Source organism: Enterococcus camelliae (assembly GCF_042685105.1).
Lineage (GTDB): Bacteria > Bacillota > Bacilli > Lactobacillales > Enterococcaceae > Enterococcus_G > Enterococcus_G camelliae.
Map to the genome: position 1 here is coordinate 22184 of NZ_JBHUMO010000051.1, position 20151 is coordinate 42334.

The window sequence follows — 20151 nt, forward strand, 5'->3', positions numbered from 1 at the left end:
ATAAATATATCTAATTTTTTTGTCATTTTATGATATGATTTCAGTTATAAAGGAGGCGTTTCACGCTATGAAATTTACTGAATACCCTTATCAACGGCCCAACTATGAGCAATACAAAGAAGACTATCTAGCTGGTGTAAAAACATTAAAGGAAGCAACTACGTTAGAAGCAGCTACTGCGGCACTTGATCATTTAAATACCCTAAGAGGCAACGTGGACACTGCTGCAAATTTAGCAAGCATTCGTTATTCCATTGATACAAATGATTCCTTCTATCAAGCAGAAGATGATTTTTGGAATGAGTATGCTCCCCATTTTGAATCATTGGATTTTCAGTTTTATCAGGCTCTTCTGTCTTCCCCATTATTAACGGAGCTAAAAAAGAGCTATCCAGAAACGCTTTTTCTTTTTGCAGAAAGCCGTGTAAAAATTTTTGATGAATCGATTATTCCGTATAAGCAAAAAGAAAACCAATTGTCATCAGCCTATGCAAAACTCATCGCTTCGGCTCAGATTGAATTTGAAGGCAATATTTACACTCTTCCTCAAATGGCTCCATTTGCCCAATCAAAAGACCGCGCCACTCGTAAACAGGCTCAGCAGAAAATCTCGCAATTTTATCATGAAAACGAGGCAGAACTTGATCGTATCTATGATGAAATGGTTCAAGTACGTACCAAAATCGCTCAGACTTTGGGATTTTCAAACTATGTAGCGTTTGCTGATGTCATGATGAATCGTTGGGACTATGATCGCAAAATGATTGAAACTTATCGTCATGAAATTTTAACAAAAGTCGTGCCAGTCACACAAAAATTGTATGCAAGACAGGCAGAGCGAAACAATTTAGATCATTTGCAATTTTACGACCTTAGTTTAGATTTTCCGAATGGAAATGCCACACCTAAGGGAACACCTGATGAACTAGTTGCACATGCTCAAAGCATGTACCATGAACTTTCAGCCGAAACAGGGGCATTCTTTGACTTTATGGTAGAACATGGATTATTGGATCTTTTAAGTAAAAGAGGGAAACAATCAGGTGGTTATTGTACCTATATCCAAGATTTTCAGTCTCCATTTATTTTTGCCAATTTTAATGGAACTTCCCATGATGTCGATGTGTTAACCCACGAAGCTGGTCATGCCTTCCAATGTTTTGAATCACGTTGGATTAAAGAACCGGAAATTGTCTTTCCTAATTACGAATCGTGCGAAATTCATTCAATGTCAATGGAATTTATTGCTTGGCCATGGATGGAAGGCTTCTTCAAAGAAGATACCGATAAATATAAATTTGCTCATTTAGCAAGTGCTTTGCAATTTTTACCATATGGTGTGCTAGTCGATCATTTCCAACAAGAAGTATATAGCCATCCTGAATGGACAGCAACTGATCGCAAAAATTGTTGGCGCAATCTAGAAAAACAATATTGTCCGGAAAGAGATTACAGTGAATTATCCGATTTAGACCGAGGAACTTATTGGTATCGTCAAGGACATATTTTCGAATCGCCTTTTTATTATATTGATTATACATTGGCGCAAGTTTGTGCATTTCAATTTTGGAAAAAATTCCATGTTGACCAAGACAACCAGGCTTGGGAAGACTACTTAGCCATTTGTAAAGTTGGCGGAACGAAAACATTTCTCGAAATTTTAGCAACCGGCAACCTTCAATCGCCATTTGAAGAAGGAGCTTTAGACCAAACAATCTTAGCTGTTGAAACTTATTTAGCAGGTGTTTCGGAAGAAAGATTCGCTTAGAATAATGCAAAAGGGTTCCCATGCACACTTATGCGATGGGAACCCTTTTTTAGGGGAATTTAAGTATTCATTTTTTCAAGTTGATGTTCTGTCACAATCATGTTAATTATTGACATGACCACTGCGATGAGGATGGATGCTCCGAATGAGGAAAAACCGAAGCGTGAACCACCCATGACACTTGCTGTCATTTGTAGCATTGCAGCGTTGACAACAAAAGTGAATAGACCTAAAGTTAACAACGTTAGAGGAAATGCAAGTATTGACAGAATGGGACGAATAATCGCATTCAAAATCGATAAAATAAAGCTCGCCACCAATGCCGTTAAAATACTCTCAACGTGAATCATTTGTGGCAACAACACGGATAACGAAATGAATGTTAGCATATTCATAACCAGTCGTTGCAAATAAGTCACTAAAAATCACTCCAATCTTCATCATCGTCATCATCTTCTACTTTTTCGGCATCTTTCCGTTTTGCGCGTCTAGATGGGTCGTTCTTTTGATAATAGTCATTTTCGTGTCCATATCTCGACTTCGAACGTCTTTTTTTTCCATCGGGCATGATAATCGCTAAACAGATATATACTAGTACCCCTGGGAAGGCTTGTGAAAGGACAGAAAGTATGACGTAAACAACACGTACGATTGTTGGATCGATACCAAAATAGTCTGCAATCCCTCCCAATACACCTGAGATAACTTTGTTGTTAGAAGATTTTGTTAATCGCCTTTTCATGTGGTTCACCTTCCTTTCCTTTATAGCGATTGGCTATCCTTTAAATAAATGGTTCCAGTCGTCGTTCCAACAGTAATCGTTGCCATATCTTCTGCAACTCGGGCAAAGTCTAACAGTTGATTCATCCGGTCTTTCTTTTCACGGATAACATCATAATTGGTCATTCGACTTTGGATGGAACCCATACTCGTTTTTGCCAATCCATTCATGCCCAATGTGGCAGGAACCGCTAATTTAATATTGCCATTAACTGAAGTTGCCTCCAATTTTTTAAGCGTACTTTCGGTAAAGGTACATTTAATATCACCATTTACTAGAGAAATACTCGCTGTTTCTGGTGTGGTTGTCAAGGTGATTGAGCCATTGACGGACTCAATTACCGTATCGCGAATGACCCCCGACTGAATAGAAATCTCTCCATTCACTCCTTCCATCTCAAGCATAGTAGCTGATAGGGATTGAATCATTAAATCACCATTGGTTGACTTCAAATAAACATCTTTTGCTACCAAGTCATCAATCAGAATTGCACCATTTAACATTTTGATTGAAACATGATCATAAATTTTTGCTGGCAAATAAACAATTAGTTCTGCCCGAATACGTTTGTTAGGAATCTGAACGCTAATTTTTTCTTCATCCACGATTATTTGACTACGGCTTGCAAATACTTCTTCGGGATCTTCATCCGCTACCTTCCCATAAAGTTTGATTGCAGCTTCTATTCTAACGACTTCTTCGTCATGTTTTTTCAGTTGAATTTTTCCATTTGCGACTTTCATATCGATAATCGTCGCTTCGGTAGCTGGAAATTCGTATGATTTGTCAAATTTGGTTGCAGCAACTCCAGGTACTTTGACATGGATATTCTTCCATTCAACGTTTTCCCCGATGGTATCTGTGACAGATTGAATGGTTTTCAACAATGATTTGCCGAATTTTGAGCCACTTTTCAACATCTTGTCACTTACTTGACTAAACGTTTCGTTTGCTTGTTCTTTCCAGTCATCGGGAATATCAAATTTTTGACTAACCTTTTCTTTTGTGTGTTTCCATTGCTCTTTACGAATTGTCTTCATCTCTTCGTCAATCGCTTGTTGTTCTGCTTTCAATTCTTCAGCAGCTCCAGCTAATTCTTTTAGTTGCTCTTCTAGTGTTTGACGTTGTTCCCGCTCAGAATCAGTTAGTTCACCTAATTCCTCTTTGGTATTTAGTTGCATGATTTCATCAGCTATTTCGGCTTGTTCTTGTGAAATCCCCTCTAATTCAACGGAAATTTCATCCAATTCCGCGGATGCATGTGTCGCTTTGGCCGTTAATTTTTCAAGAATGGATTCTAAGTGTTCCTTATCCTCCCTTTCTAAATCAGCCATTGTTTTTTCTTGATTTATTGTATCATCTACTTTATCTGCCTTATGTGCCTTGACTTCTTCTTCAGCCCTTTGGATTTGTGAAGCATCCTTTTCATTTGCGATACTTTCTAATAAATCTAAGGCTTCTTCCGTGGAAAGTACACCTTTTTTTACCAAATCTAAAATACGTTCTCTTTCATTCATGGAAATGCCTCCTATCAATTTTTTTAAAACTTTTTTATATCCTTATTATGCCAAGAATAGGGTAGTTTGACATAGGTCTAAAGTACCAACTTATGATAGATTCCTTAACTACCTATGCAACCATGAGGCATTTTGAATTGCAGTTTAAAAAAAACTTTCCCTGAAATAATCCAGGGAAAGTTTTTTTGTCAATTGATTGATTTAGCAACCTTTTCGTCAACAATTTTTTTGATATTCATGACGACTTGCTGGATAGACATTCCTGTGGTGTCAAGACGAATCGCATCATTTGCTTGTTTTAGTGGTGAAATTTTTCTGGTAGAATCCAGTTGATCGCGATGTTCGATTTCTTTTTTTAATGTCTGAAAATCAGTGGGGATTCCTTTACTTTGATTTTCTTTGAATCTTCGTTCTGCGCGTTCTTCCACACTTGCAACCAAAAAAATTTTGACTTCTGCATTGGGTAAAACAGCTGTGCCTATATCACGGCCATCCATCACCACACCACTATTACTCGCAATTTCTTGTTGTTTTTCGACTAGCTTACGACGAACCTGTTCATGTGCAGCAACTTCTGAAACGTTGTTGGTCACTTCAGGTTGCCGAATTTTTTCAGTCACATTGACATGATCAATATAGACCAATTGTCCTTGGTTGGTTTGACGAAAAGAGATTTTATGATTGTTAATCAGCGATACTAATCCCTGCTCATCATCAAATGCAACGTCCGAACAAATAGCCATCAGTGTCACACTACGATACATCGCACCAGTATCTGTATAGATGAAGCCATAATCATTCGCTAAAATTTTTGCAACCGTACTCTTTCCTGAAGAGGCAGGTCCATCAATCGCAATGTTTATTTTTTTCATTCTTTCTTCACCTTTCTTTTTCCATTAAAAAAAACCGCGAGGCGGTTTTTATTTAATTTTGACTTGTTGACCAGGTGAAAAGAAATAATTGTCCAATGTCATCCCATTTAACTCTAACAATTTATCCACCGTGATTCCAGCACGTGCGGCAATTTGATTTGGCCCTTCGCCAGCTAATACCGTAATTGTGTCCCCATTCGCTTCAGATGAAGAACTGCTAGAAGAATCTTCGTTAACACTGCTTGAAGTCGTTGAAGAAGAATCCGCTACTGAACTTTCGGTCGTTGTTGAATCAGTTGTCTCTGATGAGCTTTCACTGCTACTCGTTGCTGACTCAGAAGACTTCGTGGTTTTCGTTTGACTCGTTTCTGTCGTGCTGATTGCACTAGCCGCGTGATTTTTTTGCTGAAAAACCCAAATTCCAGCAATCGTTGGAAGCGCCACACACAAAAATAAGATAAATAGGACAACGGATAAAAATAAATTATTTCCTCTTTTTTGACGATGTTGTGAGGAACGTGAGTACGATTCAGAGGAATCTGGCTCATAGATTGGTTGGTCCCACGGTTCATTTTTATCATGCTCTTCTTGCTCACTGCGCTTATTTCTTCTGTTCAATTTGATTCCCTCCTGCTAAGCTTTCCGAATTATTATACCATAGGGAAACTGCAAGTGGACAAGAAAATCTTACCAAATATTATTCTTTAAAAATTTTTTCCAATATTTCTTCCCATTCATCTTGTCGCTTAGTCTTTTGTTTGCGATGACTGTTTTTCTTTAAATCAAGGGTTGCATCGTGTAAATCACAACAATTATTTGCCTGACCACTGTTCTTTTCACCAAAATAATTCAGTAAATACTTGCGACGACAAACCGATTCCGCCAGATAGCCAAGCATTTGCTGCAACTTTCTTTTCTTCTCTTGCTGATTAGCTTCCATCTTTTGCTGTTCTTTTTGAGAAGCGTGTTTCGTTTCATTGACAGTCGCATGATCCATTGTTCCAGCCATTTTCTGAACCCAGTCATCTCTTGCTTGATCTTGAAAATAATAATGAATCTGCTCATCTCCCTTTTGATAAAAAAGCATAGCAAAACTTTCCTGACCATCACGACCCGCTCTTCCAATTTCTTGTACATAATTTTCAACACTATCCGGTAAATCATAATGAAGGACATAGCGAATATCAGGCTTGTCAATGCCCATACCAAAGGCGTTCGTTGCTATCAAAATTTGCAAGTAATTTTCTTTAAATTGCTTTTGTAATAAACTTCTTTCTCCCGTACTAAGACCACCATGATAATAGCCAATAGAATAGTTCTCGCAGAAATGTCCATACAATTCTTCGACTTTCTTACGTGTGGCACAATAGATAATCGTTGGCTCATCAATGTTCATTAAAAGCTCTTCCAACTCAGCAAGTTTGTTTTCACTTTTTTTTACAAACAAAGCAATGTTGGGGCGATCAACAGAATAAACAAACTCGCTCATTCTACCGGATAACAAACTTTTTTTAATGTCTATACGGACTTGTTCCGTTGCGGTAGCTGTTAAGGCCAATGTAACGGGTGAGCCTAATCGTTTTTTTACTTCCCCTAGTAATCGATATTCTGGACGGAAATCAAAGCCCCACTGCGAGATGCAATGCGCTTCATCAACCACGAATAAAGCAATCTTTTGTCTAGTAAGATGCGCTAAGATTGTGGTATTCTGGATCATTTCAGGACTCATAAATAGAAACTTTAATTCAGATAAATGATTCAACAGGCTCGCTCGTTCTTCAGGAAGAGAGGCGCTATTGATACAAGCTACACGGCGCTCACCCAAATGCAGGATACGGGAAACTTGATCTTCCATTAAGGAAATAAGCGGCGAGACAATGACAACAAGCCCTTCTTTTAAATATCCTACCATTTGATAACAAAGGCTTTTCCCAGTTCCAGTGGGAAGCTGTGCTAATGTATCATGCCCCTCTAGCAAAGAAACGATGGTCTCTTCCTGACCATCGCGAAAAGCTGTTAAACCAAATAATCGATTTAATTCATGCTGTAATTCCATGCTCACGCTTCCTTTGAATTTGATATAGACGAAACAACAAAAAATCAATTGCTTTTCTCTGATTCACTTCATTATACGTTTGTTGCCATACAGGTAATGGACTAGCATCCATCTGTTCTTTCAAAAGTGAGAAATCAAAATAGTCGAAAGGAAAGTTTGGATCATTCACGGCCCATTCAATGACGTGGTCACGAATCGTACTTTCTTTCAGATTTCTTTTAGCGGCTATTTCGGCTAGGGACGCACCCTTTAAAAAATACGCTCTGGTCACCAATAAACTTTGATTCAAGCCCATACGATACCAATCTTTTAGCAATTGATAAAAAAGTAAGTCATTCTTTTTCAAAAAATACTGATAAAATAGATGGGTAGCATTCGCCTGAATCAGTTTTTGTTCCACCTCAGAAGCATCTTGATTGAGTACTTGATAGAAAGTCTCTCCTATATGCATATTACCCGTTATCGTCCTTGCCAATAAGTTGGCTTCCGAACGGGGAAAACTTTGAAATGCCGCATACAACTCTTTAAATAATTCATCTTTGACATCTATTGATTCACTAGTAGCGATTAATTTTTCTACTTCATGAATATAAAAAGAGCCATTCTCCAACCATTGATTTTCATCTGTTGGGACACTTGTCAACCGCTGAATAAGAAATTGTACGAGGCGCCAACCAACACCATCCAATTTGCCAAAACGGTAAAAATTGACATTAGCTGGCAGAAAAGCATAGTAATCTTCCTGTTTGATAGCCGAAGCAACCACCGAAATATACCCTTGAGAATCAATGGTGAGTTTTCTTTTATTTTCCAGTTGCTGACACTCTTTTTGCCATGTTTCATCCCGCAGTTTGGGAAAGCTACCAAAATAAGGAAGCAAATCATAAAAAAAAGCATAACAAATAATTGAAGAAGTCCTTCTACCAATTAATACTTGATAGAGGGTCGTCATTTTCAACTTGTCCTTTTTGTTCAATACCGATAAAATAAATTTATCCACAAAATCACCTCAAGAAAGTAGGTTTATTGCAACCATGTCATCTTATACTTGTTCTTTAGTTAAGGAACGTTGCATTGCGTGTGGGTTGTGTGCTGTCTATGCACCCGCTATTTTTGATTATGATGAAGAAGGGATTGTTCTTTTCCATCAAGAACCGGAAGCAACCCATCAATATATTTCTGAAAATCACTATGCGTCTATTCTAAAAGCTTATCAAAAATGCCCTGTACGCGCAATTCTAATCGAACAAAGCTCGAATCAATCCAACAGACACTAATAGATACGCCAAAAAAAAGCAATACCCCAAAATGCCTCATCGCATTTTGGGTATTGCTTTTTACTAATCAGTTAGTTCTTAATTATAAGGATTGATGCTTAATTGTACCAACTTGTTTTTTTGATAACCAAGGTAGTAATTTGGCATATAAAACCAGAAAAACAAAACTTACTAACATACTTTTGATTAAATTGAATGGTAAGACACCAATCACGACATATCTACCCAAAGACATCCCTAAGAATTGATCGGCATTCATCCCAAAAAATGCTAAATAGATGGGAGTAATCACAAAATAATTAGCGATACTCATAAGAATACTCATCGTTAGAATTCCCGTTAAAATACCTAACGCTTGGTTAAGCGTTTGTCTTGTTTTGCCGCTGTTCTTCATTTGGAAAAAGTAAAAAATAGGGAATGCAAAACTGATTGTTGCTAGAAAACTTGCTACATCTCCAACTAAATTGGCAGGGTCACCTACACCGGTTGTTAATAGATGCAAAAATGAACGCAAGAATGCTGTGGCGATACCAGCTAGTGGACCGTAGAGAAACATGCTTAATAGAACGGGAATGTCACTAAAGTCAACTTTCATAAACGAAAATGCTGGAATAATCGGAAAGCCAACATATTGCAAAATTAACCCCATCGCCGCAAATAACGAGACTGCCACCATTTTTTGTACCTTGTTGTTCTTCATAAAAAATCCTCCTAATAGCTAGGAAACATCTTCACAGAAGCCATTTGCTCGATTCAAAAAAAATACCCTATTTTTCCAAGGGAAAAATAGGGTATTTACTTTGTTATTTTGAACAAAACAAATACGCCCTATCTTCTTTATCCAGACTTTACTGTCGGTATCGGATTTTCACCGATTCGGCTATATGATTACTCATACAGTTCGTGGACTATCACCACCGGTCGGGAATTTCACCCTGCCCCTGAAGACGAACCTTATATTTTTTTTACAAGTTCATTATACAATTTTTTTGAAAAAAAACAATCTTTTTACCTCATTTAGCTATTGAAAAATTGATTCACTTCTTTTTTATGTAGTGCTCGATACTCTCCCGGCTTCAAATTTCCTAGTGTCAAGTGACCGTATTGCTCCCGTTTCAGCTTTTGAACAGGCAGGCCGACAGCTTCAAGCATATTTTTTACCTGGTGATTCTTTCCTTCATGGATTGTTAATTGAACAATGCTTGTTTCTGTTCGGTTATCAACCGAAAGAATTTCGTACTTAGCTGGAGCGTATTTTTCCCCCTTATATTTTAAGCCTCTCGTTAATGGTTTCAAGGCTTGGGGCAACGCAATTCCTTTTACTTTGGCAACGTATTTTTTTTCAATTTCATTTTTCGGGTGCGTTAATAATTGTGAAAACTCGCCATCGTTCGTGAGCAATAATAAACCTGAAGTATTGTAATCAAGTCTGCCAATTGGATAGATGCGTTCGGGCACATCCAGAAAATAATCGGTTACCACCTTACGTTTTTTATCATCCATTACAGCAGAAATGACACCTCTTGGTTTATAGAAAAGATAGTACACGCTACTTTCTTGACTAATCGGAACCCCATCTACTTCCACGCGATCCTTTGCTGAAACCTTGGTTCCTAATTCTCTTACAATTGTTCCATTTACTTTCACTCGTCCCTCTAAAATATAACCTTCTGCTTTTCTTCGTGAGGTGATTCCCGCTTGAGCAATCACTTTTTGCAATCGATTCATTGTTATTCTCCTTCATCTGTTAACTCAGAATGTGTTCCGTCAAACAAATCAAATGGACGATCATCCGCAAGATCTGCTGTCATTTGTTCAATATCGGGAAGCTCTTTTAGACTCTTTAACCCAAAATAATTCATAAAATAATTGGTGGTTCCATAGAGAATCGCTCTCCCTGGCCCCTCTACTCTTCCCATTTCTTGAATTAGCTGTAGTGCAATCAACTTTTGAATGGAGCCTGACGTTTTTACCCCACGAATTGTTTCAATTTCAACGCGTGTGATTGGCTGTTTATACGCAATAATCGCTAACGTTTCAAGAGCTGCCTGTGATAGCTTTGCCGAAAGGGGTGATTGTGCATATTCTTTCAGTAATGGAGCCAACTCTTTTTTTGTTGATAAAACAAACTGATTGCCCATTTCTAAAATAACGTAGGGTGACTGCTCATCCCTTTGAAAGTGTTGATTCAGTAATTGAATGGCTTCAAAAATGGCAGCTGTCGGTTCTTTTAATAGATAACTCAGTTCCTCTATGCCAATGCCTTCTTGCCCTACGATAAAAAGTAGCGCTTCTAGTTCACGATAAGACGTCATTTGTACCTTCTCCTGGAAAAATCATAATTTGTTCGTAACTTTTTTGTTGGATGACTTTGACTTTTTGGTACTTCAATAATTCAAGTAAAGCCATAAATGTCGTAACAATTTCTTCTTTACTACCCGAATCAAATAGTGAATCAAAAGAGCACCCTTGTGACCCATTTAGGGACTTCATTCGGGTTTCAATTGCTTTTATGCGCTCTTCAATCGTCGTTTTATCGGTTGAAATACTTGCCTCAAAAGCTGCTCGTTTCTTTCTTTTTTCTAATAGTTGATGAAATGCCAAAAAAAGATCAATTGTATTCACTTGATTATCTGGTAGCTCCCGCTGAGTTTCCTTAAAGTCATCCATATCCAAGGGTTCTTTGCTATAAAATTGTTGCCGATTTTCAGCGAAGTCAGCTAGCTTCTGTGCGGCCGCTTTGTATTTTTTGTATTCCATTAATTGTGCTACGAGCAGTTCTCTTGGATCCTCTTCAATGTATTCTTCAAAGGAATCTTCCTCTTCATTGATATTGGGCAATAGCATCTGACTTTTGATGGACATTAAAGTAGCAGCCATGACTAAATATTCTCCTGCAACTTCCAATTGAAGCTCTTTCATCGCATGAATGTACCCCATATACTGCCCAGTTATCTCTGAAATAGGAATATCATAAATATCTAACTCCAACTGCTGAATCAAGTGAAGCAACAAATCTAATGGGCCTTCAAATACATCTAATTTCAGTTTCATTTCATTCATAAAAACATGGACTCCTACTTCTTAAGCTCTCGGAAAATATTGTTTGTAGACATCAGTCATTCGCTTTTTCGTGATGTGCGTATAAATTTGTGTCGTTGATATATCGGCGTGACCTAAAAGTTCTTGAACTGTACGCAAATCGGCACCATTTTCTAATAAATGAGTAGCAAAGCTATGTCGCAATGTGTGTGGAGTAACCGTTTTATTAATCCCTGCAGCTCGTACAATAGCCTTCAAATTTTTCCAAATTCCTTGTCTCGTCATTTTTTTCCCATGATTATTCACAAACAAGGCGGTTTCACTCGGATTTTTTTTCACTAAAATTGGGCGTGCATCACTCAAATAGACTTCAATCCAATGAATGGCTAAATCTCCTAATGGTACAATCCGTTCCTTGTCTCCTTTACCAACGGTTTGCAATAAAGCCATATTCAAATGGATATCACTCAATTGAAGTTGAATTAACTCACTCACACGCAAACCCGTTGCATATAAGACTTCTAAAATTGCTCGATCCCGTATTCCTAACACTTTGCGCGTATCAGGAGTATCAATCAGTCGTTCAACCTCTTTTAAGCTTAATGTATCAGGTAACTTTTGCGCTTTCTTCGGTGTATCAATATGTTGCATAGGATCATGATCGGTATAGCGTTCTTGTCTTAAAAATTGATGAAATCTCCTTAAACTAGAAATCATACGCGTGATGGTGGCAGTCGATTTGTTTTCTTTTTTTAATTTTTCAAGAAAAGCAAGTATTAAGTAACGATCCACTTGTTGCCAGTTCTCAATTTGTTGATTGACTACAAACTGATAGTACTGTTTTAAGTCTCGCTCATAACTTGAACGAGTATTCATTGAAAGGCCTCGTTCAATGGTTAAATAATGCAAGTAGTCTTCTATTTGGTCATACATTTCTCTCACTCCTACATTCACTGTCTTATAGTAACAAATTTCCCAGTAAATAGAAAGTTCTGTCATTGGCGAAAAGGAGCTATCTGAACACTTCAAAGCGCGTTTCAAAAAAAACTTTCTAAATGACAACATTTCTGTTAGCACTTAGAAAGTAATCGCTATTGATTCTGTTTCATTTTCTCTTGGCATTGATGACAAATACCGTGAAATGTCAGGCGATGGTCTTTTACTTGAAATTGATACCTTTGCTCGACAACTTCTTCGACTTCCCCTAGTAAATCTTCTTCAATCTCCTCTATATTGCCACATTCAAGGCAAAGCAAATGATGATGAAAATGTTTTGCCCCTTCTTTTCTTAAATCATAGCGTGCAACACCATCATTAAAACTAACTTTATTGACAACATTTAGTTCAGTGAGAATTTCCAATGTGCGATACACCGTTGCTAAACCAATTTCTGGACTCTTCTTTTTGACAAAAAAATAAATTTCTTCAGCAGATAAATGCTCTTTCTCATTTTCCAGTAAAACTAACACGGTTGCCTCTCTTTGCGGCGTTAGTTTAAAACCAGAATCATGCAATTGTTGCTTTGTTTTTTTTAAAGCTGCAATGGTATTCATTACAACACCTACTTTAATTAGAATAATTTTAATTTAGAAATAAAAATTCATAAATCAACTGAAATCATTATAATTTATAACCACAAGTTATACAAGTATTCTCAATTAGATTTTTTTATCAAAATGGTGTAGCCTTCTTTTTGCTCCACCATTTTTGCTTTCATTAAATGGCCTAATGCCCGTTTGAACTGACCTTTACTAATCCCAAATAATTGTTTAATTTCTTCCGGTGAGGAATGATCCGTATAAGGCATTTTATGATCGGCTGCTCGCTCTAAATAAGCAATCAGCATCAAAGCGTCATCGGAGATTGCCTCGTAAACTCTCGGTTTAAGTGAAAGATTTAATACACCATCGGGGCGGATGCCTATGACTCTACCATGAACAACTTCACCTAAGCGAGGCTCTTGGTATCGTTCATTTGGATGAATAAATCCCAAATAGTTTTCTTCAGTTATGAGCAAACTTCCAACCATCTTTAAGCGGTAAATAGTCCCAACAATATTTTGGTTTTTTTGTTCAACATTGGCTTTTTTCGCCATTGCTTGAAACAATTTTTCCTCTGCCAAACTTGCCCAGATGCGACTCTTTTCATCCGTCCACAGATGGACCATCAATCGATCGCCCTTTTTCGGCCATAATTCTCGCATAGCTGGCAATTCATCTAGCGATACCGCGATATCTTTATCTGCCAAACCAATATCGACGAAAACACCTAGGTCACGACGTACTTCTTTCACTTCTGCCCATCCAAATTGATCCTTGCCAATCATTGGGATATGTGTCGTTAGGCAATAATCTTGGTGTTGGTTTTGATAACCAAACCCTTCAACTAGCTCACCTAATTGATGTTCGCCTTCTTTTTTTGATAGTCGAAAAGTGACGCCATTTTTTTGTACATAGTATGCATGATCATTTTCATCAATAATCATGCCATGAAACACTGTAGCTAATAAATCATTCATAGTCTTCTCCTTTTAGGGATGATTTCAATTTAGTTTGAACCATTTCCTTTAAAATAACCTGTTTTTGCGTTGATGGTCGCAATATACATTGGCAAAGCTTTTGAGCTAATTCCTTTCATTAATGCTGATTCGTTGTTCATGGCATAGAGATTATAATATCCCTCGCCATTCTCAATTCGAACTCTTTCAAGATAAAAACCATTTGGAACAATATAGCCCTTGGATATACAACGATTGATTACAAAATCATACATCCCGTCCCCCCAGTTCCAAGCAGCACTCGTTGAATTCGCTAAATCACTTTTTCTTGAGTCAATGATGGGGCGATTTTCTTTATTGGTTGCCGTCGTAGTGTTTAAAATTTGTGTTTTTTCACTGTAATTAGTATTCGCTGCGATTTTTTTCAATAATGTGTCTGTCGTCATTTGCGTCTCTGCTGCTTGATTGGCTTTGGCCTGTGCCGCTTCTTGCGCCGCTTTTGCTTGCGTTGCCTTTTCTTGAGCAGCTTTTTCCTGGGCTGCTTTTGCTTGAGCAGCTGCTTCTTGCGCGACTTTTGCTGCTGTCGCACGTTTGGTCAGCGCAACTTGAACTGGTAAAATTTGTTTCTGTAGTTTTTCTTGCAATGCTGTGTCATACAATGAGGAGATTTGTTGTTTGACATCATCGTAGTTTTTCTGACTAGTTGTTGTTGCCAATTGCCCATTTGACAGGCTTTCTGCTAATTTATTTGCATTTGCGACGGTGCTCTTGGCAGACGCTATTTCTTTTTCTGCTATAGCAACTGCCGCATTGTATGTTTGAGCATACTCCGTTGTACCAGACAAGGTTGTAAATTGAGCATTTTCAACATCTTTGACATGCGCATTCGTTTGAATTTCACCATCTACTAAAATAGGCGTCGTAAATTTTTCATTAAGCGCGTCTATCTGTGTCAATTTTTCCTGTGCCTTTTCTAAGGACTCCTGCACAGATTGATACCCTGGAACCTGTTTCATTTTATTTAATTGGTTTTCAAGAGCCGTTAAATCTGACTGCGTAACTGTTGCTTTCAAAAATTGTTGCTGATTATTCACATAGCTAGCGTTTAACTTTTTAGTAACACTGGCTAATTGTGCTTGCTCTTTCGCTTTTTGCTGTTTTTCAGCTTGGGCTACAGCTTGAACATGGGTGTAATAAACTCCTCCAGAAACGCCAACAGCCAAAATAGCTGCTGCTGCATACCATTTTCTTTTCGCAGATTTTTTGGTTAGTTTTTCTTCTCGAGTAGGTAGGGGATCTACTAAGGTCTCTGTTGCCGATTCCTGTTTTGATCCCTCAGTACCATCTTTTGGTGGTACCTTTTCGGAAGCTTCAGTAAGAGCTGAAGCGTCTTCTTCATTTTGACTTTCTTCTGGAATTTCATCAGAACTAGGCTGTGTTTCCTGCAAATCCTCTTGAGCCAGAGCCGATTCTTCCTCAGGGAGATTTTGTTCAATTTCTACTCGCGCTTTCGTTTCATCTTCTACTACATCTGCTGGCATCGAAGCGTTCTTCTCTGGTTCATTTGAATCCTGAGACACCTCATCGGATTGAATTGACAAATGCTTTCCACTATCTTCTTCAATTGTTTCGCTATTGAAAAGTTCTTCATTTTCTTCTTGTGCTATTTGCTCAAACTCTGCTTTCGAGTCAGTTGTTTGTTCAGATTTGCTTTCTTCCTGTTTTGGTGTTTCCGCCTTTTCCACTTTGGTTTGATTATCTTCTTCTTTTTGCTTCATTAACTCTTCAATTTTGGTTAAGGCCTCCACTTGGGTGCCATCTTTATGTCCACGTATATAGGTTGCTAGAATCGGATTGTCTTCAAATAACTTCTCAATCGAAGCATCAGTTAGTTTTTTTTCATGATCATCGGAATTCTCTAAATCACCATTGGACGCATCGATGGATTGATCTAACTGCTCAATTACCTCGCCGAGAGAGAGATTTTTTAGCTCGGACCAGTTAATATCATCATTTTTTTCTACCGATTGCTCGGTTACCTCTTCATTAGTATGTTGTTTTTCAGTTTGTTGTTTTTCTTCATCTTTTGGATAATTGCTCATTCGTTTTTCGTCACTCCTTTAGCAAACTGCCAATAACCTTATCATACACTAAAAAACAGGTCTGTAAAAGATGAGCATGGAGCCAAGAGAGAGAAAATGCATTGTCTCAGGTTATTTTGAAAACCTACTTGTTCCATTTTTAAAAGATCATAGAAAAAGTACTCCTTCCATCACTAGAAGGAGCACTTTCTTTATTTCCTATTCAAGAAAATCTTTTAATTGTTTTGAACGAGAAGGATGGCGTAATTTTCTTAAAGCTTTTGCCTCAATTTGTCGAATCCGTTCTCTGGTTACCCCAAAGACTTTGCCGACTTCTTCCAGTGTTCTTGTTCGACCATCGTCAATACCAAAGCGTAATCTTAACACGTTCTCTTCACGATCAGTCAAAGTATCTAGAACATCTTCTAACTGTTCTTTTAACAATTCATAGGCAGCATGATCAGCTGGACTCGTTGCTTCTTGGTCTTCAATAAAATCACCCAGATGTGAGTCATCTTCTTCACCGATTGGCGTTTCCAGAGAAACAGGTTCTTGAGCAATTTTTAAAATTTCTCTTACTTTCTCGGTTGATAGATCCATTTCCGCACCAATTTCCTCTGGTGAGGGTTCTCTTCCCAAATCTTGCAATAATTGTCTTTGAATACGAATTAGTTTATTAATGGTTTCTACCATATGAACCGGGATGCGAATAGTGCGTGCTTGATCGGCAATCGCACGTGTAATGGCTTGACGAATCCACCAAGTAGCATACGTAGAAAATTTAAATCCCTTGCGATAATCGAATTTTTCTACGGCTTTCATTAAGCCCATATTGCCCTCTTGAATAAGGTCTAAAAACTGCATACCTCGACCAACGTAACGTTTGGCAATACTAACTACTAAACGTAGGTTTGCCTCAGCTAATCGTTGTTTTGCTTCTTGGTCGCCTTCTTCTATTTTTAATGCCAATTCGACTTCTTCTGCAGCCGTCAGCAATGGTACGCGACCAATTTCTTTTAAGTACATACGAACAGGGTCGTTTATTTTCACACCTGTAGGAGCAGATAAATCTTCTTGTTGAACAGTTTTTTCTTGTTTGCTTGCACTTTGTAAGCTGTGGATAGATGGTTCCCCATTTTCATCAACAACGCTAATTCCGGCATCTTCTATTTTTTGAATTAATTGATCCATTTGTTCTGCATCCAAACTATATGGTGTTGCTAACTGATTGGTCAATTGATCATAAACTACTTGTCCACTGGGCTTGTTCGTTCGAATAAAGTCTTTTACTGCTTGTTCATATGTTGCGTTGGTTTCTTTTGTCATGAAAGATGCCCCCTTCGGTGCTTGCTTAATCTATATTCTTTAATCTTCTGGTGAGATTAACAATCTCCATCGCTAATGTTACTTGTAATTCACCATCGCCAACCTGAGATGCTTGCTGCAATTCATGCTGCTTTTGGTGAATTTTTTGTTGATAAGTGTAAATTTTTAATTGCTTCATCAAGTCATGAAATTCTTGATCCGAGCCTTCTGCTGAATGGTTTGCTGATCCTATTGCAATCATCAGTTCTTTCAAAGCTTCTTCCTGAAGAAAGTCGAGAAATTTTGCATAATCAAAGGACTCCTCCACGTCTAAATAAGTATCCAAAAGAACAAATAATTCTTGGTACTGTTCCTCAGGAAAAACTCCTTCTTGCTGTTTGAATTTCACTCGATAGGAAGTGTCGGTCGTCATTCGATACAGCAATATCTCCTCTGCTTTTTGAAGTTGTGTCTTCTTTTGCTTCAAAGGCATCAGCGGCACAATTCCATTTGGACTATTCTTATTTTTTGCTTGTACAAGCTTTCTTCGCTGCTCGCGCTTAAAAACTTGGAATTGTTGCACAAGTGCTTCACGTTGAACATCGAATTGCATTGCAATTTTTGTTAAATAACTATCTTGCTCTAAAACCGAATCTACATAATTCAATTCTTTTAGAATTTGTTCTAAATATGCCAATTTTTCCTGTTCATTTTCTAAATGAAATTGAGTTGCTAAGTAATCCATTGTGAAAAGAAATGGTGTTAATTGCTGATGATTAAGTACTTGTACAAAAGCATCCCCACCATATTTTCGAATGTATTCATCGGGATCTAGTTTTTCAGGCAGTCGCATGGCACTTAGTTTTAATCGACTATGCTCTCTTAACAGTTCAATTCCACGAAACGTTGCATTTTGACCCGCGTTATCCCCGTCATAGCAAAACAATAATTTCTGAGAAAGCCGTTCGATTTGTTGAATTTGCTGTTCCGTAAGACTCGTCCCCATGGAAGCAACACCATTCTGCACACCTACTTGCCAAGCAGCGATAACATCCATAAACCCTTCAAAAAGAATAATCGTTCCTTCCTTTCGAATGGTAGACTTCGCTTTATCTAAATTAAAAAGAACCTCTCTTTTGTTGAATAAATTCGTCTCCGGAGAGTTTAAATATTTGGGTTGATCCTCTTGGTCTTCAGAATCCATCTCAAACCATCTACCAGAAAAAGCAATCGTCTTTCCTTGACTATTTCGAATAGGAAACATGATTCTCTGATAAAAGCGATCAATTAATGAATGGTCATCTTTTTCGATAAATAAACCAGATTCTAAAAATGACTCTGCTGGTAGGGATTCATTTCGAAAAATACGTTCCAAAAACGTACGTTGCGGTGGCGCAAATCCTATCTGAAATTCTTCAATTGTATCTTCTGTCACTCCACGCTGATGCAAATAATCCAGTGCACCTTGTCCAACTTCAGTATTGACTAAAATATGATGATAAAATTGGACTGCTTTTTCGTGAAGTTGAATCGCTGGGGAAGAAGATGACTCGCCTGTTTCGTGATTGATTTGTCTGAGAGCATTGTCGATAGGAATTTGTTCCAAATCAGCGACCTTTAAAACGGCTTCAGAAAAAGGAATGTGCTCGATTTCTTCAATAAAACGAAAAACATTGCCCCCTTTTCCACAGCCAAAGCAATGAAAAATTTGTTTGTCTTCTGCCACGCTAAATGACGGTGTTTTTTCATTATGAAATGGACACAAACCCAGATAATTTTTACCTGATTTTTTTAATTGCACGTATTGTCCAATCACATCAACAATATTTGACTGTTCGCGAATAGAATCAATAACATTTGAAGGTATCTTTGCCATAAAATCACCTCCAGCCAATTCATAGTTTTAGAAAAACTTCGGTAAAAAATCGCACTAATCAAATTAGCGCGATTAATCATTTGTTTTTTTTACTCTTTCTATCATAACATATTTTTTTGAAGTAGCAAGTTTTTTTGCTTTTATTCTCTCTTTAATTTTATTTGGTAAGTTGTAAAATGAAATGCATAAAGAAATAAACAAAAAAAATCATGTAGATACGTTATACTTAAAAGCGACAAAACCATAAGCATGAAAGAGGTATCTACATGACTAAAGCCAATTATACCACAGAAAATCGTCACTTTAAGCACCTTTCTGACATCCAACGTGGAAAATTAGAACAAATGGCAAAATGTGGCACCTATACACAAGCTGAAATGGCGTGCGAATTAGGAGTCAGTCAATCGACTGTTTCCCGCGAATTGAGACGCGGAAAAACGCGCCAACTTGACTATCAACGTAACTACTACGAACAGTATATCGCGGTCTCAGGTGCACGAGTCTATCAAGAAAATCGCGCCAATTCACATGCGAGAGATCATCATAAGTATTCTGCGGCGTTTCTTGCAGCTTTGTCAGAAAAGCTAGTACCCAAGAATGGGCTACGGCTTCACAGTGTGGATACGTTTGTGCAATCCTATAAGAAGTCGCATCCGGAGGAACGCGTTCCATGCACGAAGACCGTTTATGCGTTGATCAATGCTGCTGTGCTCTCAATTCGTAACATTGATTTACCTATGAAGACCAGGATGCGACCAGGATGCGACCACGAAAGAAAACAGTTTCAGACCCGAAGGGCCGCAATGCTAGACACTTAGGACGCAGCATTGAAGAACGTGCACCAGAAGTACTATCAAGAGAAACCTTTGGACATTGGGAAGTTGATTTGGTCTTAGGCAAAAAAACAAAAAATGAGCCCGTCATCATCACGATGGTTGAACGGAAAACGCGCTACTTTCTCACAAAAAAAGTTTGGGTTCATTGTAAGATGAACTTAGCCACTTTCAAGCAATAAAAAAACGTCATAGCGAAAAATCGTGTATTATTGAAGTTCCAACACAATCAATAAGGAGATTTTC

General features: G+C 37.9%; 19 protein-coding genes, 1 pseudogene and 1 riboswitch. Of the genes and pseudogenes, 3 read left to right on the top strand and 17 right to left on the bottom strand.

Annotation, left to right across the window (positions count from 1 at the left end; genetic code table 11):
- Positions 1 to 67 precede the first annotated feature (67 nt).
- Entirely contained in the window at positions 68 to 1768 is a 1701-nt protein-coding gene (locus ACFSR0_RS08490) for a M3 family oligoendopeptidase (RefSeq protein ID WP_379981831.1), read from the top strand.
- Between the two features lie 59 nt (positions 1769 to 1827).
- Here ACFSR0_RS08490 and ACFSR0_RS08495 read toward each other — a convergent pair whose 3' ends face one another.
- The 7 genes from ACFSR0_RS08495 to ACFSR0_RS08525 form a co-directional block, all read right to left on the bottom strand.
- A complete protein-coding gene (locus tag ACFSR0_RS08495) occupies positions 1828 to 2187 on the bottom strand; it encodes a phage holin family protein (RefSeq protein WP_379981833.1) in 360 nt (119 codons plus the stop codon).
- Entirely contained in the window at positions 2187 to 2510 is a 324-nt protein-coding gene (locus ACFSR0_RS08500; protein ID WP_379981835.1) for a PspC domain-containing protein, read from the bottom strand. The genes ACFSR0_RS08495 and ACFSR0_RS08500 overlap by 1 nt, the downstream gene beginning before the upstream one ends.
- 20 nt (positions 2511 to 2530) lie before the next feature.
- Complete coding sequence (liaX, locus tag ACFSR0_RS08505; protein ID WP_379981837.1) at positions 2531 to 4066, bottom strand: daptomycin-sensing surface protein LiaX; 1536 nt, start codon at positions 4064 to 4066, stop codon at positions 2531 to 2533.
- A gap of 188 nt (positions 4067 to 4254) precedes the next feature.
- Positions 4255 to 4938, bottom strand: coding sequence for a (d)CMP kinase (gene cmk, locus ACFSR0_RS08510; protein WP_379981839.1), 684 nt, complete (start codon positions 4936 to 4938; stop codon positions 4255 to 4257).
- A 48-nt stretch (positions 4939 to 4986) separates the two neighbouring features.
- Positions 4987 to 5556 carry an SAG1386/EF1546 family surface-associated protein gene (locus ACFSR0_RS08515; protein ID WP_379981841.1) on the bottom strand — a complete coding sequence of 190 codons (570 nt, stop codon included), beginning with the start codon at positions 5554 to 5556 and terminating at the stop codon, positions 4987 to 4989.
- A 79-nt stretch (positions 5557 to 5635) separates the two neighbouring features.
- The gene (locus ACFSR0_RS08520; protein ID WP_379981843.1) at positions 5636 to 6994 is read right to left on the bottom strand and encodes a RecQ family ATP-dependent DNA helicase; all 1359 of its coding nucleotides are present in this window, start codon (positions 6992 to 6994) and stop codon (positions 5636 to 5638) included.
- Positions 6978 to 7994 (bottom strand): helix-turn-helix domain-containing protein, encoded by a 1017-nt coding sequence (locus tag ACFSR0_RS08525; RefSeq protein ID WP_379981845.1) that lies wholly within the window; start codon positions 7992 to 7994, stop codon positions 6978 to 6980. Before ACFSR0_RS08525 ends, ACFSR0_RS08520 begins: the two co-directional genes overlap by 17 nt.
- Positions 7995 to 8028: 34 nt before the next feature.
- Between ACFSR0_RS08525 and ACFSR0_RS08530 the strand changes: the two genes are divergently transcribed.
- Positions 8029 to 8271 (top strand): ferredoxin, encoded by a 243-nt coding sequence (locus tag ACFSR0_RS08530; RefSeq protein ID WP_379981847.1) that lies wholly within the window; start codon positions 8029 to 8031, stop codon positions 8269 to 8271.
- 82 nt (positions 8272 to 8353) lie between these two features.
- Here the strand turns inward: ACFSR0_RS08530 and ACFSR0_RS08535 are convergent, their stop codons facing one another.
- The 10 genes from ACFSR0_RS08535 to dnaG all read right to left on the bottom strand — a co-directional run bounded on the left by ACFSR0_RS08535 (position 8354) and on the right by dnaG (position 19072).
- Positions 8354 to 8971, bottom strand: a complete 618-nt coding sequence (locus tag ACFSR0_RS08535) for an ECF transporter S component (protein ID WP_379981849.1) — start codon at positions 8969 to 8971, stop codon at positions 8354 to 8356.
- Between the two features lie 126 nt (positions 8972 to 9097).
- A riboswitch (FMN riboswitch) is annotated at positions 9098 to 9224 on the bottom strand.
- Positions 9225 to 9288: 64 nt separating this feature from the next.
- Positions 9289 to 9999: a pseudouridine synthase gene (locus ACFSR0_RS08540; protein WP_379981851.1), complete on the bottom strand. Its 711-nt coding sequence runs from the start codon at positions 9997 to 9999 to the stop codon at positions 9289 to 9291.
- A 2-nt stretch (positions 10000 to 10001) separates the two neighbouring features.
- Positions 10002 to 10586, bottom strand: a complete 585-nt coding sequence (scpB, locus tag ACFSR0_RS08545) for an SMC-Scp complex subunit ScpB (RefSeq protein ID WP_379981853.1) — start codon at positions 10584 to 10586, stop codon at positions 10002 to 10004.
- A complete protein-coding gene (locus ACFSR0_RS08550) occupies positions 10570 to 11334 on the bottom strand; it encodes a segregation/condensation protein A (RefSeq protein WP_379981855.1) in 765 nt (254 codons plus the stop codon). The genes scpB and ACFSR0_RS08550 overlap by 17 nt, the downstream gene beginning before the upstream one ends.
- A gap of 21 nt (positions 11335 to 11355) precedes the next feature.
- Positions 11356 to 12246, bottom strand: coding sequence for a site-specific tyrosine recombinase XerD (gene xerD / locus ACFSR0_RS08555; RefSeq protein ID WP_379981857.1), 891 nt, complete (start codon positions 12244 to 12246; stop codon positions 11356 to 11358).
- 158 nt (positions 12247 to 12404) lie between these two features.
- On the bottom strand, positions 12405 to 12866 hold the full coding sequence (gene fur, locus ACFSR0_RS08560; RefSeq protein WP_379981859.1) for a ferric iron uptake transcriptional regulator: 462 nt from the start codon (positions 12864 to 12866) through the stop codon (positions 12405 to 12407).
- 101 nt (positions 12867 to 12967) lie between these two features.
- On the bottom strand, positions 12968 to 13831 hold the full coding sequence (locus tag ACFSR0_RS08565; RefSeq protein WP_379981861.1) for a CvfB family protein: 864 nt from the start codon (positions 13829 to 13831) through the stop codon (positions 12968 to 12970).
- A gap of 29 nt (positions 13832 to 13860) precedes the next feature.
- A complete protein-coding gene (locus ACFSR0_RS08570) occupies positions 13861 to 15912 on the bottom strand; it encodes a cell division site-positioning protein MapZ family protein (protein WP_379981863.1) in 2052 nt (683 codons plus the stop codon).
- A gap of 198 nt (positions 15913 to 16110) precedes the next feature.
- The gene (gene rpoD / locus ACFSR0_RS08575) at positions 16111 to 17217 is read right to left on the bottom strand and encodes an RNA polymerase sigma factor RpoD (RefSeq protein ID WP_379981865.1); all 1107 of its coding nucleotides are present in this window, start codon (positions 17215 to 17217) and stop codon (positions 16111 to 16113) included.
- 25 nt (positions 17218 to 17242) lie between these two features.
- Positions 17243 to 19072: a DNA primase gene (gene dnaG, locus ACFSR0_RS08580; protein ID WP_379981867.1), complete on the bottom strand. Its 1830-nt coding sequence runs from the start codon at positions 19070 to 19072 to the stop codon at positions 17243 to 17245.
- Between the two features lie 266 nt (positions 19073 to 19338).
- Between dnaG and ACFSR0_RS08585 the strand changes: the two are divergent.
- Positions 19339 to 20048, top strand: a pseudogene (locus ACFSR0_RS08585) (IS30 family transposase); the annotation flags it as partial.
- Positions 20049 to 20151: the final 103 nt, after the last annotated feature.

Coding starts and splice junctions, on each gene's coding strand:
- ACFSR0_RS08490 (WP_379981831.1), top strand. CDS start 68: ATGAAATTTACTGAATACCCTTATCAACGGCCCAACTATGAGCAATAC.
- ACFSR0_RS08500 (WP_379981835.1), bottom strand. CDS start 2,510: ATGAAAAGGCGATTAACAAAATCTTCTAACAACAAAGTTATCTCAGGT.
- liaX (WP_379981837.1), bottom strand. CDS start 4,066: ATGAATGAAAGAGAACGTATTTTAGATTTGGTAAAAAAAGGTGTACTT.
- cmk (WP_379981839.1), bottom strand. CDS start 4,938: ATGAAAAAAATAAACATTGCGATTGATGGACCTGCCTCTTCAGGAAAG.
- ACFSR0_RS08520 (WP_379981843.1), bottom strand. CDS start 6,994: ATGGAATTACAGCATGAATTAAATCGATTATTTGGTTTAACAGCTTTT.
- ACFSR0_RS08530 (WP_379981847.1), top strand. CDS start 8,029: ATGTCATCTTATACTTGTTCTTTAGTTAAGGAACGTTGCATTGCGTGT.
- ACFSR0_RS08535 (WP_379981849.1), bottom strand. CDS start 8,971: ATGAAGAACAACAAGGTACAAAAAATGGTGGCAGTCTCGTTATTTGCG.
- ACFSR0_RS08540 (WP_379981851.1), bottom strand. CDS start 9,999: ATGAATCGATTGCAAAAAGTGATTGCTCAAGCGGGAATCACCTCACGA.
- scpB (WP_379981853.1), bottom strand. CDS start 10,586: ATGACGTCTTATCGTGAACTAGAAGCGCTACTTTTTATCGTAGGGCAA.
- ACFSR0_RS08550 (WP_379981855.1), bottom strand. CDS start 11,334: ATGAATGAAATGAAACTGAAATTAGATGTATTTGAAGGCCCATTAGAT.
- xerD (WP_379981857.1), bottom strand. CDS start 12,246: ATGTATGACCAAATAGAAGACTACTTGCATTATTTAACCATTGAACGA.
- fur (WP_379981859.1), bottom strand. CDS start 12,866: ATGAATACCATTGCAGCTTTAAAAAAAACAAAGCAACAATTGCATGAT.
- ACFSR0_RS08565 (WP_379981861.1), bottom strand. CDS start 13,831: ATGAATGATTTATTAGCTACAGTGTTTCATGGCATGATTATTGATGAA.
- ACFSR0_RS08570 (WP_379981863.1), bottom strand. CDS start 15,912: ATGAGCAATTATCCAAAAGATGAAGAAAAACAACAAACTGAAAAACAA.
- rpoD (WP_379981865.1), bottom strand. CDS start 17,217: ATGACAAAAGAAACCAACGCAACATATGAACAAGCAGTAAAAGACTTT.
- dnaG (WP_379981867.1), bottom strand. CDS start 19,072: ATGGCAAAGATACCTTCAAATGTTATTGATTCTATTCGCGAACAGTCA.